Annotated in this window: 13 protein-coding genes and 1 pseudogene; 11 read left to right on the forward strand and 3 right to left on the reverse strand. The window is 59.3% G+C overall.

All coding sequences use genetic code 11. The annotated features are described in order from the left end of the window. Positions 1-104: 104 nt before the first annotated feature. The 4 genes and pseudogenes from ACZ89R_RS28885 to ACZ89R_RS28900 all read left to right on the forward strand — a co-directional run bounded on the left by ACZ89R_RS28885 (position 105) and on the right by ACZ89R_RS28900 (position 4993). The gene (locus ACZ89R_RS28885; protein ID WP_123496625.1) at positions 105-584 is read left to right on the forward strand and encodes a MarR family winged helix-turn-helix transcriptional regulator; all 480 of its coding nucleotides are present in this window, start codon (positions 105-107) and stop codon (positions 582-584) included. Next, positions 574-2043, forward strand: coding sequence for an efflux transporter outer membrane subunit (locus ACZ89R_RS28890; protein ID WP_429547339.1), 1470 nt, complete (start codon positions 574-576; stop codon positions 2041-2043). The genes ACZ89R_RS28885 and ACZ89R_RS28890 overlap by 11 nt, the downstream gene beginning before the upstream one ends. A gap of 15 nt (positions 2044-2058) precedes the next feature. Further along, positions 2059-3262, forward strand: a pseudogene (locus tag ACZ89R_RS28895) (HlyD family secretion protein). Positions 3263-3463: 201 nt separating this feature from the next. Continuing rightward, positions 3464-4993 (forward strand): DHA2 family efflux MFS transporter permease subunit, encoded by a 1530-nt coding sequence (locus tag ACZ89R_RS28900; protein ID WP_429547337.1) that lies wholly within the window; start codon positions 3464-3466, stop codon positions 4991-4993. 140 nt (positions 4994-5133) lie between these two features. Here the strand turns inward: ACZ89R_RS28900 and lpxH are convergent, their stop codons facing one another. Further along, positions 5134-5862, reverse strand: a complete 729-nt coding sequence (gene lpxH / locus ACZ89R_RS28905; protein WP_429547336.1) for a UDP-2,3-diacylglucosamine diphosphatase — start codon at positions 5860-5862, stop codon at positions 5134-5136. Next, the gene (locus ACZ89R_RS28910) at positions 5859-6362 is read right to left on the reverse strand and encodes a peptidylprolyl isomerase (protein ID WP_429547335.1); all 504 of its coding nucleotides are present in this window, start codon (positions 6360-6362) and stop codon (positions 5859-5861) included. The genes lpxH and ACZ89R_RS28910 overlap by 4 nt, the downstream gene beginning before the upstream one ends. Before the next feature lie 265 nt (positions 6363-6627). On the opposite strand from ACZ89R_RS28910, the gene ACZ89R_RS28915 reads away from it, so the two are divergent. Continuing rightward, entirely contained in the window at positions 6628-8325 is a 1698-nt protein-coding gene (locus ACZ89R_RS28915) for a glutamine--tRNA ligase/YqeY domain fusion protein (RefSeq protein WP_429547334.1), read from the forward strand. An 18-nt stretch (positions 8326-8343) separates the two neighbouring features. Then, entirely contained in the window at positions 8344-9726 is a 1383-nt protein-coding gene (gene cysS / locus ACZ89R_RS28920; RefSeq protein ID WP_429547333.1) for a cysteine--tRNA ligase, read from the forward strand. A gap of 176 nt (positions 9727-9902) precedes the next feature. On the opposite strand, the gene ACZ89R_RS28925 is transcribed toward cysS, so the two are convergent. Beyond that, the gene (locus ACZ89R_RS28925) at positions 9903-11753 is read right to left on the reverse strand and encodes a sigma-54-dependent Fis family transcriptional regulator (RefSeq protein WP_429547332.1); all 1851 of its coding nucleotides are present in this window, start codon (positions 11751-11753) and stop codon (positions 9903-9905) included. A gap of 454 nt (positions 11754-12207) precedes the next feature. On the opposite strand from ACZ89R_RS28925, the gene ACZ89R_RS28930 reads away from it, so the two are divergent. The 5 genes from ACZ89R_RS28930 to ACZ89R_RS28950 are packed head-to-tail and all read left to right on the forward strand — an operon-like array spanning position 12208 to position 16354. Next, positions 12208-13302 (forward strand): ABC transporter ATP-binding protein, encoded by a 1095-nt coding sequence (locus ACZ89R_RS28930; protein ID WP_030130905.1) that lies wholly within the window; start codon positions 12208-12210, stop codon positions 13300-13302. Next, a complete protein-coding gene (locus tag ACZ89R_RS28935; RefSeq protein WP_429547331.1) occupies positions 13302-14399 on the forward strand; it encodes an ABC transporter ATP-binding protein in 1098 nt (365 codons plus the stop codon). Before ACZ89R_RS28930 ends, ACZ89R_RS28935 begins: the two co-directional genes overlap by 1 nt. After that, on the forward strand, positions 14396-15262 hold the full coding sequence (locus tag ACZ89R_RS28940) for a carbohydrate ABC transporter permease (RefSeq protein WP_007896139.1): 867 nt from the start codon (positions 14396-14398) through the stop codon (positions 15260-15262). The genes ACZ89R_RS28935 and ACZ89R_RS28940 overlap by 4 nt, the downstream gene beginning before the upstream one ends. Before the next feature lie 8 nt (positions 15263-15270). Then, positions 15271-16071, forward strand: a complete 801-nt coding sequence (locus ACZ89R_RS28945) for a carbohydrate ABC transporter permease (protein WP_007896138.1) — start codon at positions 15271-15273, stop codon at positions 16069-16071. Between the two features lie 10 nt (positions 16072-16081). Continuing rightward, positions 16082-16354 carry a DUF2160 domain-containing protein gene (locus ACZ89R_RS28950; protein ID WP_032830117.1) on the forward strand — a complete coding sequence of 91 codons (273 nt, stop codon included), beginning with the start codon at positions 16082-16084 and terminating at the stop codon, positions 16352-16354. Positions 16355-16392 lie beyond the last annotated feature (38 nt).

Raw genomic sequence — 16392 nt, forward strand, 5'->3', positions numbered from 1 at the left:
TATCAACTAAATACAAAGCAACCTAACTATTGCGTTGACATTCTCTGCCTAGGCAGTAACATCTCGACATACATTCTCTGCCTAGGCAGCTAATCGGTGGTCAGATGAAGCATTTCACTCCAGAAAATTTCCAGCATTGCCATCTCGGCCTTTTGCTCGGGCGCGCCGCGCTGCTCAAGGACCGGATCATCGACACGCACATGGAGCCCCATGGCATCACCGCCGCGCAGTTCAAAGTGCTGATCATCATGGCCCAGTTCGGTGTCGATACCCCGGCCGAGCTGTGCCGTCACCTGTCGCTGGACAGCGGTTCGATGACCCGCATGCTCGATCGTCTGGAACAGAAAGGTTTCCTCGCCCGCCAACGCTCCGAGGCAGACCGGCGTCAGGTTCAGTTGGTGCTGACCGAACAGGGCCAGCAGCTGACCGATCAGTTGCCGCAGATCGGCGCCGACGCTATGAATGAACTGGCCGGCGCCATCACCCCGGAAGAATTGAAAACCCTGGAACAGATCCTGAAGAAAATTCTGGTAGCCGCGGGTGACTCGATCACCCTGCTGCGGGTAGGTGGCCATGAACAGTAAAAGCCTGCGTAGCGGCCTGAGCCTGGTGCTGTTGGCCATGAGCCTCGCCGGCTGCGCCAGTTACAGCGGCCTGACCACCGAAGGCGTCAGCCTCGATGCGAAAAATCTAAAGGCCGGGCAATCCCTCAACGGCGTGACGCTGTCGCCCGCGGCGTGGCCGAAAAGCGACTGGTGGAAAAGCCTCGGCGATCCGCAGCTCGACGGCCTGATCCGCGAAGCCCTACACGACAGCCCCGACATGCAAATCGCCGACGCCCGGGTCCATCAGGCCAGTGCTGCCGCGTATGCCGCCGACGCTGCGCGGATGCCGACCCTCGATGCCAGCGCCGGCGTCAGCCGTTCGCGTCTGGCCCGCGATCAGGACCCGAGCGGGCAGGGCGGCACCTATTCCACCGTGCGTAATCTCGGTGCCAGTTTCAATTACAACTTCGACCTATGGGGCGGTCAGCGCGCTGCCTGGGAAGCCGCATTGGGCCAGGCCCGCGCCGCCGAAGTCGATCAGCAGGCTGCGCAGCTGACCTTGTCCACCGATGTCGCCCGCGCCTACAGCGATCTGGGGCAGGCGCACATCATCCATGACCTGGCCAGCGAAGACCTCAAACGCACCCAACAAATGCTCGACCTCAGCCAGCGTCGCCTGAGCTCGGGGATCGACAGCCAGTACCAGTTCCAGCAGACCGAAAGCCTGGAAGCCAGCGCCGAAGCCAGCCTGATCGACGCCGAGAAACGCCTGCAAAGCGCGAAAATCGCCTTGGCGGTACTGCTGGGCAAAGGCCCGGATCGCGGCAATGAAATCGCCCGACCGAAAGTTCTCCAGGCCAGCGCCGTGGCGTTGCCGTCAGTGCTGCCGGCGGAGTTGCTCGGTCGTCGCCCGGACCTGGTGGCGGCACGCTGGCGGGTTGAAGCCGCGAGCAAAAACATCGCGGCGGGCAAGACCCGGTTCTACCCCAATCTCAACCTGAGTGCGGCGGCGGGCGTGGAGTCGTTGCTGGGCGATGCGATGTTCGGTTCCGCCAGTCGTTTCTTCAACGTCGCGCCGACAATCTCGGTGCCGATTTTCGACGGTGGCCGCCTGCGTGCCGACCTCGATTCCCGCGACGCCGATTACGACCTCGCGGTGGCGCAGTACAACAAAAGCCTGGTGAAAGCGCTGGGAGATGTCAGCGACACCATCAATCAGTTGCGCGATATCGGCCGGCAAATCGGCGCCCAGCAGCACGCCACCGACATTGCCCAGGATTCTTACAACACCGTGGTCCAGCGCTACGGTTCCGGCATCGGTAATTACCTGGACGTGCTCAGCATCGAGCAGCAATTGCTCCAGGCCCAGCGTCAACTGGCCAACCTGAATGCCGAGCAGATCGACCTGTCGATTCAACTGATGCAAGCGCTGGGCGGCGGCTTCCAGGGCGAAACCCTGACCGCAGCCAACGCAACCCCAGCCACGCAGCACAACTAATTCGAGGTACCCGTCATGGCCACTGTCGATACATCCCAAGCCCCTGACAACGCTCAAGACACGAGCAATCCACGCAAGCGCAAAGTGATGCTGTTTGCACTGACCATCGTGGTGATCCTCGCCGGGCTCGGCGTCTGGGGTTATCACCAATTTTACGGTCGCTGGAATGAAAGCACCGACGACGCCTATGTGAACGGCAACGTGGTGGAAATCACTCCGTTGGTTACCGGCACAGTGGTCAGCATCGGTGCCGACGATGGCGATCTGGTCCACGAAGGTCAGGTGCTGGTCAACTTCGACCCGAACGACGCGGAAGTCGGTCTGCAAAGTGCCCAGGCCAATCTGGCTCGCACCGTGCGCCAGGTGCGCGGTTTGTACAGCAATGTCGACGGCATGAAAGCCCAGGTCAATGCGCAACAGGCCGAAGTGCAAAAGGCCCAGGACAACTTCAATCGCCGGAAAAACCTCGCCGCTGGCGGGGCGATCTCCCAGGAAGAACTGTCCCACGCCCGTGATGACCTGACCTCGGCGCAGAACGCCCTGGCCAACGCCAAACAACAGCTCATGACCACCAGCGCGCTGGTCGATGACACCGTGGTGTCGTCGCACCCGGACGTGATGTCCGCCGCCGCGCAATTGCGTCAGGCGTACCTGACCCATGCCCGTAGCACCTTGATCGCGCCGGTCACCGGTTACGTTGCCAAACGCAGCGTGCAACTGGGCCAGCGGGTCCAGCCGGGTACCGCGCTGATGGCGGTGATTCCGCTGGATCAACTGTGGATCGACGCCAACTTCAAGGAAACCCAGCTGCGTGACATGCGCATCGGTCAGCCCGGTGGACATCGAGGCCGACCTCTACGGCAGCGACGTCAAATACAGCGGCACCATCGACAGCCTCGGCGCCGGGACCGGCAGCGCGTTTGCCTTGCTGCCGGCGCAGAACGCCACCGGTAACTGGATCAAGATCGTCCAGCGGGTGCCGGTGCGGATTCACATCAATGCCGAAGAGCTGGCCAGGCACCCATTGCGGGTCGGCCTGTCGACTCAGGTCGATGTGAATCTGCGTGACCAGAGTGGTCCGGTGCTGGCCCAACAGTCGCCGCAAAAGGCCTCTTTCAGCACCAGCATCTATGACCGTCAGTTGGCCGAGGCCGACGCGATGATCACCCAGCTGATCCACGACAACAGCGCCGCGGTCAGTAAAACCGCGCACCGCTGATTGGTCATCACGCCGACCCTGTTGGAGTGAGCCTTTGTGGCGAGGGAGCTTGCTCCCGCTGGGTCGCGAAGCGACCCCAAAAGCTCTGCGACTGCTTCGCAGCCGAGCGGGAGCAAGCTCCCTCGCCACAAAAGCTCGCTCCCAAAAGGTCAGCTGCGTCAGTAACAGGCGCCGTGCCAATTAGGTTTCAAAGGATTTGCGATGAGCAATAACGCGTCTTTCACGCCGCCCAGCCTGCTGCTCAGTACCATCGGTCTGTCGCTGGCGACCTTCATGCAGGTGCTCGACACCACCATCGCCAACGTGGCCTTGCCGACGATTTCCGGCAACCTGGGCGTGAGTTCGGAGCAGGGCACCTGGGTCATCACCTCGTTTGCCGTGAGCAACGCCATCGCGCTGCCGCTGACCGGTTGGCTCAGCCGGCGTTTCGGCGAGGTGAAGCTGTTTTTCTGGGCGACGATGCTGTTCGTGCTGGCCTCGTTTCTCTGTGGCATCTCAACCTCGATGCCGGAGCTGATCGGCTTTCGGGTGCTTCAAGGCCTGGTGGCAGGTCCCTTGTACCCGATGACCCAGACGCTGTTGATCGCAGTCTATCCACCCGCCAGGCGAGGCATGGCCCTGGCGTTGCTGGCGATGGTCACGGTGGTGGCGCCGATTGCAGGGCCGATCCTCGGCGGCTGGATTACTGACAGCTACAGCTGGCCATGGATTTTCTTTATCAACGTACCGATCGGGGTTTTCGCGGTGATGGTCGTGCGCCAGCAACTCAAGGCGCGTCCAGTGGTGACCAGTTACCAGCCAATGGATTACGTCGGTTTGATCACCTTGATCATCGGTGTCGGCGCATTGCAGGTGATCCTCGACAAGGGCAATGATCTGGACTGGTTCGAATCGAACTTCATCATCGTCGGCGCGGCTATTTCAGTGATTGCCCTGGCGGTGTTCGTGATCTGGGAAATGACCGACAAACACCCGGTGGTCAACCTGCGGCTGTTCGCTTACCGCAACTTCCGTATCGGCACCATTGTGCTGGTGGGCGGTTATGCCGGGTTTTTCGGCATCAACCTGATCCTGCCACAATGGCTGCAAACCCAAATGGGCTACACCGCCACCTGGGCCGGATTGGCGGTGGCGCCGATCGGTATTTTGCCGGTGCTGCTGTCGCCGTTTGTCGGCAAGTACGCGCACAAGTTCGACCTCCGACTATTGGCCGGTGGCGCGTTCCTGTGCATCGGTTTGAGTTGCTTCATGCGCGCCGGGTTTACCAACGAAGTGGACTTCCAGCACATCGCGCTGGTGCAATTGTTCATGGGCATTGGCGTGGCGCTGTTCTTCATGCCGACTCTGAGCATTTTGATGTCAGACTTGCCGCCGAGCCAGATTGCCGACGGCGCAGGACTTGCGACCTTCCTGCGGACCCTGGGCGGTAGTTTTGCGGCATCGTTGACCACCTGGATCTGGATTCGCCGGGCCGATCAACACCATGCATATTTGAGTGAAAGCATTACCACGTATGAGCCGGCGACCCGGGAGGCGTTGAACACGCTCGGTGAGGCGGGTAACCCGGCTTACGCGCAACTGGATCATGTGCTGACCAGCCAGGCGTACATGCTCTCCACCGTGGATTACTTCACGTTGCTGGGGTGGGCGTTCATGGGGTTGATTCTGCTGGTGTGGCTGGCGAAACCGCCGTTTGCGGCGAAGGCGGGGCCGGCCTCGGCGGGGCATTGATTTTAGCGGCGCCTGGTTAAAAGATCGCAGCCTCGTTCCACTCGACAGCTCCTACACAGCTCCTACATTGACCGCGTTAGGCGATACACCTGTAGGAGCTGTCGAGCGGAGCGAGGCTGCGATCTTTTGATCTTTGGTTTTTATGGCGTAACGAAATCAAATGGCGCCAGCGCAAACCCATTCTCATCCACCTGCAACGCCCACCCCTGACGATCCCAATCCCCCAATACAATACGTTTGGCCGCCTGCTCGCCAATCTGCAACTTGTGGATGGCCGGGCGATGGGTGTGCCCGTGGATCAAGGTTTTCACGCCATATTGCTGCATGACCCGCGGCACTTCTTCCGGCGTGACATCGACAATGTCATTGGCCTTCATCCGCGTTTGCGCGCGGCTTTCGCTGCGCAGCTTGCGCGCCAGTTTATGCCGAGTGCGCAAGGGCAGATTTCGCAGGATGAACCGGGTGATCGGGTTGCGCAGGTAGCGCCGCAGCTTCATATACGCTTCGTCGCGGGTGCAGAGACTGTCGCCGTGCATCAATAGCACGGGCTCGCCGTAAAACTGCACGACACTTGGGTCTTTCAACAACGTGCAGCCGGCCTGTTTGCAGAAAGCCTGGCCGAGCATGAAGTCGCGATTGCCGTGCATCAGAAAAATGGCCGTGCCGCTGTCGCTGAGGTCGCGCAGGGCCTGGCAGATGGAACGCTGGAACGGCGTCATGGCATCGTCGCCAATCCACGCCTCGAAAAAGTCGCCCAGAATGTACAACGCACTCGCTGAGCGGGCACGTCTAGCGAGCAAATCCAGAAACGCCCGGGTAATGTCCGGGCGCTCCTCTTCCAGATGCAAGTCTGAAATCAGCAGTATCACTCAATGATCTCGGCTTTCTCGATGATCACGTCTTCTGCGGGTACGTCCTGGTGGCCGGCTTTGGAAGTCGTGGCCACGCCTTTGATCTTGTCAACCACGTCGGTGCCTTCGACTACTTTGGCGAATACAGCGTAGCCCCAACCCTGAGCGGTTTTGCCGCTGTGGTTCAGGAAGCTGTTGTCAGCCACGTTGATGAAGAACTGGGCGGAGGCCGAATGCGGCTCCATGGTGCGGGCCATGGCCACGCTGTACTTCACGTTCGGCAGGCCGTTGTCGGCTTCGTTCTGGATGCTTGGGCGCTTGTCTTTCTTTTCTTTCATACCTGGCTCGAAACCGCCGCCCTGGATCATGAAGTTGCCGATGACACGGTGGAAAACGGTGTTTTCGTAGTGACCGGCTTTGACGTATTCGATGAAGTTGGCCACGGTGATCGGGGCTTTCTCAGCGTTCAGTTCCAGGACGATGTCGCCGAAGTTGGTGGACAGTTTGACTTGGGTCATGATCGGTACTCTTTTTTCTATGAATTCGTGGGTTTCGGGGCTCTACAGCCCTCAACCAGTCCGGCCAGTGTCGGCCAAGGCAGGCAGTTTAGCGTGCCGGGCGCGAATTTCGAGGCTGTTTTTCATTGCCAGCCGATTAAATGCAGCCGATTGCCGGCCTGCTCTGTCAGCCACTTGACAGCATCGGCTATGATAAGCCCCTTTGATTTATAACAGCCGCTTTGATTTGGCCAACTGGCCGCGCACTTGTACGTTCAAGGATCCTATGAGCAAGCCCACTGTCGACCCTACCTCGAATTCCAAGACCGGCCCTGCCGTGCCGGTCAATTTCCTGCGCCCGATCATCCAGGCGGACCTGGACTCGGGTAAGCACACGCAGATCGTCACCCGTTTCCCGCCTGAGCCCAACGGCTACCTGCACATCGGTCACGCCAAGTCGATCTGTGTGAACTTCGGTCTGGCCCAGGAATTCGGCGGCGTCACGCACCTGCGTTTCGACGACACCAACCCGGCCAAGGAAGACCAGGAATACATCGACGCAATCGAAAGCGACGTCAAATGGCTGGGCTTCGAATGGTCCGGTGAAGTGCGCTATGCCTCGCAGTATTTCGACCAGTTGCACGACTGGGCGGTAGAGCTGATCAAGGCCGGCAAGGCCTACGTCGACGACCTGACCCCCGAGCAAGCCAAGGAATACCGTGGCAGCCTGACCGAGCCGGGCAAGAACAGCCCGTTCCGTGACCGCTCGGTTGAAGAAAACCTCGACTGGTTCGCCCGCATGCGTGCCGGTGAATTCCCGGACGGTGCACGCGTGCTGCGGGCGAAGATCGACATGGCCTCGCCGAACATGAACCTGCGCGACCCGATCATGTATCGCATCCGTCACGCGCATCACCACCAGACCGGTGACAAGTGGTGCATCTACCCGAACTACGACTTCACCCACGGTCAGTCGGATGCCATCGAAGGTATCACCCACTCGATCTGCACCCTGGAGTTCGAAAGCCATCGTCCGCTGTACGAGTGGTTCCTCGAGAACCTGCCAGTACCGGCGAAACCGCGTCAGTACGAGTTCAGCCGCCTGAACCTGAACTACACCATCACCAGCAAGCGCAAGCTCAAGCAACTGGTCGATGAAAAGCACGTTCATGGCTGGGACGATCCGCGCATGTCCACGCTGTCGGGTTTCCGTCGCCGTGGCTACACGCCGAAATCGATCCGCAACTTCTGCGAAATGATCGGCACCAACCGTTCCGACGGCGTCGTCGATTTCGGCATGCTCGAATTCAGCATCCGTGATGACCTCGACCACAGCGCCCCACGCGCCATGTGCGTATTGCGTCCGCTGAAAGTCGTGATCACCAACTACCCGGAAGGCCAGGTCGAAAACCTCGAGTTGGCGTGCCACCCGAAAGAAGACATGGGCGTGCGCGTTCTGCCGTTCGCCCGTGAGCTCTACATCGACCGTGAAGACTTCATGGAAGAGCCGCCAAAAGGCTACAAGCGCCTGGAGCCGAACGGCGAAGTGCGCCTGCGCGGCAGCTACGTGATCCGTGCCGACGAAGCGATCAAGGATGCCGATGGCAACATCGTCGAACTGCGTTGCTCCTACGATCCGGAAACGCTCGGCAAGAACCCTGAAGGCCGCAAGGTCAAAGGCGTGGTTCACTGGGTGCCGGCGGCTGCCAGCGTCGAGTGCGAAGTGCGTCTGTACGATCGCCTGTTCCGTTCGGCCAACCCTGAGAAGGCCGAAGACAGCGCCAGTTTCCTGGACAACATCAACCCTGACTCGCTGCAAGTTCTCACTGGTTGTCGTGCCGAGCCTTCGCTGGGCAATGCACAGCCGGAAGACCGTTTCCAGTTCGAGCGCGAAGGTTACTTCGTCGCGGATATCAAGGACTCGAAACCGGGCGCTCCGGTGTTCAACCGTACCGTGACCTTGCGTGATTCGTGGGGCCAGTGATTCAAGGAACAACATAAAGTGCTTACGATCTACAACACGCTCACCAAGAGCAAAGAAGTCTTCAAGCCGCTGGATGGCAACAAGGTGCGCATGTACGTCTGCGGGATGACCGTGTACGACTACTGCCACCTGGGCCATGGCCGCAGCATGGTCGCGTTCGACCTGGTGACCCGCTGGTTGCGGTTCAGCGGTTACGACCTGACCTACGTGCGCAACATCACCGACATCGACGACAAGATCATCAATCGGGCCAACGAGAACGGCGAGTCGTTCGAAGCTTTGACCGAGCGCATGATCGCGGCGATGCACGAAGATGAAGCGCGCCTGAATATCAAGAAGCCGGACATGGAGCCGCGTGCCACCGACCATATCCCGGGCATGCACGCGATGATCCAGACCTTGATCGACAAGGGCTACGCCTACGCACCGGGTAATGGCGACGTGTACTACCGTGTCGCCAAGTTCATGGGCTACGGCAAGCTGTCGCGCAAGAAGATCGAAGACCTGCGCATCGGCGCACGGATCGAAGTCGACGAGTCCAAGCAGGATCCGCTGGACTTCGTGCTGTGGAAAGCCGCCAAGCCGGGCGAGCCGAGCTGGCCTTCGCCATGGGGCGACGGACGTCCGGGTTGGCACATCGAGTGCTCGGTGATGTCGACTTGCTGCCTCGGCGAGACCTTCGACATTCATGGCGGCGGCAGCGACCTCGAGTTCCCGCACCACGAAAACGAAATCGCCCAGAGCGAAGCGGCCACCGGCAAGACCTACGCCAACGCGTGGATGCATTGCGGCATGATTCGCATCAATGGCGAGAAGATGTCCAAGTCCTTGAACAACTTCTTCACCATTCGCGACGTACTGGAAAAGTACCACCCGGAAGTCGTGCGTTACCTGCTGGTGTCCAGCCACTACCGCAGCGCGATCAACTATTCGGAAGACAACCTCAAGGACGCCAAAGGCGCGCTCGAGCGTTTCTACCACGCGTTGAAAGGCCTGCCGAACGTGGCACCGGCTGGTGGCGAAGCCTTTGTCGAGCGCTTCACTCAGGTGATGAACGACGACTTCGGCACGCCGGAAGCCTGTGCGGTGCTGTTCGAGATGGTCCGCGAGATCAACCGTCTGCGCGAGAGCGATCTCGATGCAGCGGCCGGTCTGGCGGCTCGTTTGAAAGAATTGGCGAGCGTGTTGGGTGTGTTGCAGCTTGAAGCCGATGACTTCTTGCAGGCCGGTGCCGAAGGGCGGGTCGATGCGGCTGAGGTTGATGCGTTGATCCAGGCTCGTTTGACGGCTCGTGCCAACAAGGACTGGGCCGAATCCGACCGCATCCGCGACCAGCTCACCGCCATGGGCGTGGTGCTGGAAGACGGCAAGGGCGGGACGACCTGGCGATTGGCTGACTGATTGCTGCGTTTGCTACAAAACAAAACCCGCCTTGTGCGGGTTTTTGTTTGGTGGTTGAAGATCAAAAGATCGCAGCCTTCGGCAGCTCCTACACAGGTCCGCGTCCAACCGCATCATTGTGGGCGAACGAAATCCTGTAGGAGCTGCCGAAGGCTGCGATCTTTTGATCTTCGCTTTTAACCATCCAACTGGCGCAATCGCTTGTAAAGGGTGTTGCGACTAACCCCGAGCCTGCGGGCTAAATGGGAAATATTCCCCCCAGCCGCCTGCAACTGCCGATTCAATGCCTCGGCATCATTGAGGTCGACCGCTACCGGCTCCGGCGAATCCATCGGCTCCATCTCCAGATCAACAAAGAAATCATCCGGCAAATGCTCCGCCCGCACCGGTTGTTCCTCGGCCATGGCCAGCGCTACTTGCATCACGCTGCTGACCTGACGCAAATTCCCCGGCCACGGATGACGACTGAACAGCTCCATCACTTCACGGCTCAAGCCCGCCCATTGGCTCGGTTCGCGGTGCTGTTCCCACAGCCGTTTGAACAACGCTTCCTTATCGCTGCGTTCCCGCAGTGGCGGCAGTTCCAGGGTCAAACCACCGATGCGGTAATACAAATCCTCACGAAACCGCCCCAACTGAACCTGTTCGCGCAACGAGCGGTTGGTCGCTGAAATGATCCGAATGTCCACCGGGAACAACTCGCTGCTGCCCACCGGTTGCACGCAACGCTCTTGCAATACCCGTAACAGCCGGGCTTGGGTCGGCAGCGGCATGTCGCCGATTTCATCGAGGAACAGTGTGCCTTTGTCGGCCTTGCGGATCAGCCCGATGCTGCCTTTCTGATTGGCGCCGGTGAACGCACCTTTCTCATAGCCAAACAGCTCGGATTCCACCAGTTCGGCGGGGATCGCTGCACAGTTGACGGCAATGAACGGCTGTTTGCTGCGTGAACTGGCCTGATGCAGGGCTTTGACGAAGACTTCCTTGCCGACGCCGGTTTCCCCGTGAATTAACAGCGGAATGTCTTTTTCCAGCAAACGCTCGGCCTGGCGCACGGCTTTTTCCACGCGGCTGTCGCCAAAATGCAGGGTGTTGAGGCTGATCACGGCGGGCGCTGGCGCCGAGGGTTCAGCACGCTCAGGTTCAGAAAACAGACGAGCCCGAATCGGCGCCTGTTTCGGTCGTTTCAGCAGGCACTGGAAACGGTTGCGCCCCGAGGCTTGCAGGGCAAACGGCAGGCCGTCCGGCTGGTTCATCAGTTCCAGCAAAGAGACTTTGAACAGGCTTTCGACGCTTACCCGCGACAGGCTGATGCCCAGCAGGTTGTCGGCCCGGCGATTGGCGGACAGTACCTGACCGGTTTCGTCGAAGATCAGCAACCCGGCCCATTGGCTGTCGAGGTTGTTCAGTCCGGTGTTGAAGGTCAGCTGGAAATGTTGGCCATGGAACAGGTTGAGAATCAGCCGATTCTCCACGGTCTGGCTCATCATCTTGACCATGCCCAAGGTGTGCGACGGCGGCAGGTAGCTGTCGCTGGACACATCCAGCACCGCGATCACCTTGCGCTCGGCATCGAAAATCGGCGCGGCGGAGCCGGTCATGAAGCGGTTGGCCTTGAGAAAATGTTCATCGTGTTCAATGTGCACTGCCTGTTCGCAGGCTAGCGCAGTGCCGATCGCATTGGTTCCGCTGCAACGCTCCATCCAGCTGGCGCCGGCGCTGAAACCGCGAGCCAGGCTCGGCTCAATGAAACGCTGGGTACCCCAGGACGTCAGCACCTGGCCCTGATTGTCGGCGAGCATGATCAGGCAATTGGAGTTGCTGAGGATGTTCTCGTAATACGGCAGGACTTCCTGATGGGTGGTCTGCACCAGTGAATGCTGGCTCTCCAGCAACTGGGCGATGCCATCGGCCGGCAGTTGATCGAACGCTGGTGCGCTTTGATGATCGAGCCCGAACGCGCGGCAGCGGGACCAGGAGTCCTGGATGATGGCGTCGTGGGAGAGCGGCGGGGCAGGTGCGGCCATGGCGGTCGATCTCTGAGCAAGCTTTTATTGTTTTTATGGGTTTTGCAAAACGTTCAGCGCGCCACAGAACCTCTTTGGGCGCCGCGATATCACGCCGAAAACAATACCTGTAGGAGCTGCCGCAGGCTGCGATCTTTTGATCTTCGGCGTTTGTACAGACGCTAAAAGTCAAAAGATCGCAGCCTTCGGCAGCTCCTACGGTGGCCGCGTTCATCACGAGATGAATGCGGTGGATCACGCAGAAAGCATCCGTAGAGTGTTGTTCACATTTGTTCATTGTCAATCTTTTAACTGTTCAATTGTTCAGTCGCGGTTGTTCATTTCTGTTCAGCTACGAACGCGGTTTTTCCTCCATTTGACGGATTTCCAAGCCAGATCAACCGCTTGGAATTTCTGGCACGAATGTCGCTGTAGTGCTCCGGTCGCTTGACTCCAATAATAAAAAGGCCGAGCCATGTCACTAATCCTGGAGCACGTCAGCCGTACCGTCGAGGGTCAGACCTGGATCGACGATGCGTGCCTTAACTTCGAACCCGGATCGTTCAACGTTTTGCTCGGTCGCACGCTGTCCGGCAAAACCAGTCTCATGCGCCTGATGGCCGGTCTGGACAAGCCCGACAGCGGCCGCATCCTGATGAACGGCGTCGACGTCACCCAGCGCCCGGTGCGTTTGCGCAACGTGTCGATGGTCTATCAGCAGTTCATCAATTATCCGACCATGACGGTGTTCGAGAACATCGCCTCGCCGCTGCGTCAGTCCGGCGTCTCCAACGAGCTGATCCAGAGCAAAGTGCTGGAAACCGCGAAGATGCTGCGCATCGAGAAATTCCTCCAGCGTTATCCTCTGGAACTCTCCGGCGGCCAGCAACAGCGCACAGCCATGGCCCGGGCGCTGGTCAAGGATGCCGAGCTGATTCTGTTCGACGAGCCGCTGGTCAACCTCGACTACAAGCTGCGCGAAGAGCTGCGCCAGGAAATGCGCGAGCTGTTCAAGGCCCGGCACACCATCGCGATTTACGCCACCACGGAGCCCAACGAGGCCCTGGCGCTGGGCGGTACCACCACGATTCTTCACGAAGGTCGGGTGATTCAGAGCGGCAAGTCCTCCGAGGTGTATCACCAGCCGCAAACCGTGCTGGCGGCGGAATTGTTCTCCGAACCGCCGATCAACCTGATGCCGGGGCGCATTGCCGGCAACGAAGTCAGTTTCGCCAACTTCGTGCACTTCCCGTTGAACGTCGATCTGAGGCCGGTGGGCGAGGGCGAGTTCCGTTTTGGTGTGCGCCCTAGCCACATTTCGCTGGTGCCGAGCAACGACGACGATCTGGAGTTGGCGGTGACCGTCGAGGTGGCCGAGATCAGCGGTTCGGAAACCTTCCTGCACGTGCGCAACGAGTATTTCCTGCTGGTGCTGCACTTGCCGGGTGTTCACGAATACGACGTCGACGCGCCGATTCGCATCTATATCCCGACCCATAAACTGTTTGTGTTCGATATGCAGGGGCGGCTGGTTCAGGCGCCCGGTCGGCGCATTGCGAGGGTTGCCTGATGGCCGAAATCCGTTTGCAGAACCTTGCCCACAGCTACACCTCGACGCCGACTGGCCCTGAGGATTACGCAATCCGCGAGATGGACCACGTCTGGGAGCAGGGCGGTGCTTATGCGCTGCTCGGGCCTTCGGGGTGTGGCAAGTCGACCTTGCTCAATATCATTTCCGGGTTGCTGAGCCCGTCCCAGGGCCAAGTGCTGTTCGACAGCAAAGTGGTCAACGAGCTGACCCCGGAAAAGCGCAACATCGCCCAGGTTTTCCAGTTTCCGGTGGTCTACGACACCATGACGGTGTTCGATAACCTGGCCTTCCCGTTGCGCAATCAGGGCATGGCGGAAGCGAAAATTCACACCAAGGTGCAGGAAATCGCCGAAGTCCTCGACCTTCAGGCTTTGCTGTACAAAAAGGCGCGCAACCTCACGGCCGATGAAAAGCAGAAAGTCTCCATGGGCCGTGGGCTGGTGCGCGATGACGTGTCGGCGATTCTCTTCGATGAACCGCTGACAGTGATCGACCCACACCTGAAATGGAAACTGCGGCGCAAGCTCAAGCAGATCCACGAGCAGTTCAACATCACCATGGTCTACGTCACCCACGATCAGCTCGAAGCTTCGACCTTCGCTGACAAGATCGCTGTGATGTATGGCGGCCAAATCGTGCAGTTCGGCACGCCGAGGGAATTGTTCGAGCGGCCGAGCCACACCTTTGTAGGCTATTTCATCGGCAGCCCGGGGATGAACCTGATCGAGGTCCAGCCACAAGCCGGCGGTGTCGGTTTTGCCGGGACTCACTTGCCATTGTCCGACGCGATGCAGAAACGAATCGCCGAATCCGAATGGAAAACCCTGAAGGTCGGCATTCGCCCGGAGTTCGTTCATGTGTGGGACGAACCCTGTGATGACGCGATGCAGGCACAGGTCGTACACGTCGAAGACCTGGGCACCTACAAGATCATGACCCTGAACCTCGACGGCGCTCCGCTGAAAGTACGCCTGGCCGAAGACAAACCGGTGCCCGAAGGCACGGCATACATCAGTTTTCCGGCGCAATGGCTGATGGTCTATGCCAATGATTACCTGTTGGAGGTGCTGCCATGAACAAGGTGCAGAACAACAAGGCCTGGTGGCTGGTGTTGCCGGTGTTTTTGCTGGTGGCGTTCAGTGCGGTGATCCCGATGATGACCGTGGTCAACTACTCGGTGCAGGACATCTTCGACCAGTCCAGCCGCTACTTCGTCGGCGCCGACTGGTACAAGCAAGTGCTGCTCGACCCTCGGTTGCATGACTCGCTGCTGCGCCAGTTCATCTACTCCGCTTGCGTGCTGCTGATCGAAATCCCCTTGGGCATCGCCATCGCCCTGACCATGCCGACCAAGGGCCGCTGGTCGTCGGTTGTGCTGATTATTCTGGCGATTCCGCTGCTGATTCCGTGGAACGTGGTTGGCACCATCTGGCAGATTTTCGGCCGGGCCGACATCGGTTTGCTCGGTTCGAGCCTCAATGCCATGGGTATCAGCTACAACTATGCGTCCAATACCATGGACGCCTGGGTCACGGTGTTGGTGATGGACGTGTGGCACTGGACATCGCTGGTGGCGCTGTTGTGTTTCTCCGGTTTACGGGCGATTCCGGACGTGTATTACCAGGCGGCGCGGATTGATCGAGCGTCGGCCTGGGCGGTTTTCCGACACATCCAGTTGCCCAAGCTCAAGAGCGTGCTGCTGATCGCGGTGATGCTGCGGTTCATGGACAGCTTCATGATCTACACCGAGCCGTTCGTACTGACGGGGGGCGGTCCGGGGAATGCCACGACCTTCTTGAGTCAGACGCTGACCCAAATGGCCGTAGGGCAATTCGACCTCGGCCCGGCGGCAGCTTTCTCACTGGTGTACTTCCTGATCATTCTGTTGGTGTCGTGGCTGTTCTACACCGCCATGACTCACTCTGACGCCAATCGGTGAGGCCCGCCATGAGCAAGAGAAAGCTGATTCCACTGCTGATCTACATCCTGTTCCTGCTGGTGCCGATCTATTGGCTGCTGAACATGTCCTTCAAGAGCAACACCGAAATCCTCGGTGGTCTGACCCTGTTTCCCCAGGATTTCACCTTCGCCAACTACAAGGTGATCTTCACTGACCCGAGCTGGTACACCGGTTATCTCAACTCGCTGTACTACGTGAGCCTGAACACGGTGATTTCCTTGAGCGTGGCGCTGCCGGCGGCGTATGCGTTTTCACGCTATCGTTTCCTCGGTGACAAGCACCTGTTTTTCTGGCTGCTGACTAACCGCATGGCGCCACCGGCAGTTTTCCTGCTGCCGTTCTTCCAGTTGTATTCCTCGATCGGGCTGTTCGACACCCACATCGCGGTTGCGCTGGCTCACTGTTTGTTCAACGTGCCGTTGGCGGTGTGGATTCTTGAAGGCTTCATGTCCGGTGTTCCCAAGGAAATTGACGAAACCGCCTACATCGACGGCTACAGTTTCCCCAAGTTCTTCGTGAAGATCTTCGTCCCGCTGATCGGCTCCGGGATCGGCGTCACGGCGTTTTTCTGCTTCATGTTTTCCTGGGTCGAACTGTTGCTGGCGCGAACCCTGACCTCAGTGAACGCCAAACCCATCGCGGCGGTGATGACCCGCACGGTCTCGGCGTCCGGCATCGACTGGGGCGTGCTGGCGGCAGCGGGGGTGTTGACTATCCTGCCGGGCATGTTGGTGATCTGGTTTGTTCGCAACCACGTGGCCAAGGGCTTTGCCCTGGGCCGGGTATGAGGAACTGATGATGGAATGGATGAGTTGGACGGGCCCCACGGCGGCGTTCTTCAGCGTCATTGCCTTGATCCTGACGGGCATGACGACCTGGGAATTGCGTTCGCCGAGTATCCCTCGGCGTGGTTTTTTGCCGATTGCCACTACCCGTGGTGATCGGCTGTTTATCGGTCTTCTCGGCAGCGCCTACCTGCATTTGCTGGTAATCGGCGTCACCGACTGGAGCATCTGGGTAGCGTTCGCGTTGTCCCTGGTGTGGCTGTTGGCTGTGATGCGTTGGGGCTAGTCGAATCGCTCGGCAATGTTGCTCCGAAACCTAAACAG

This window comes from Pseudomonas sp. TE3728 (assembly GCF_056279145.1).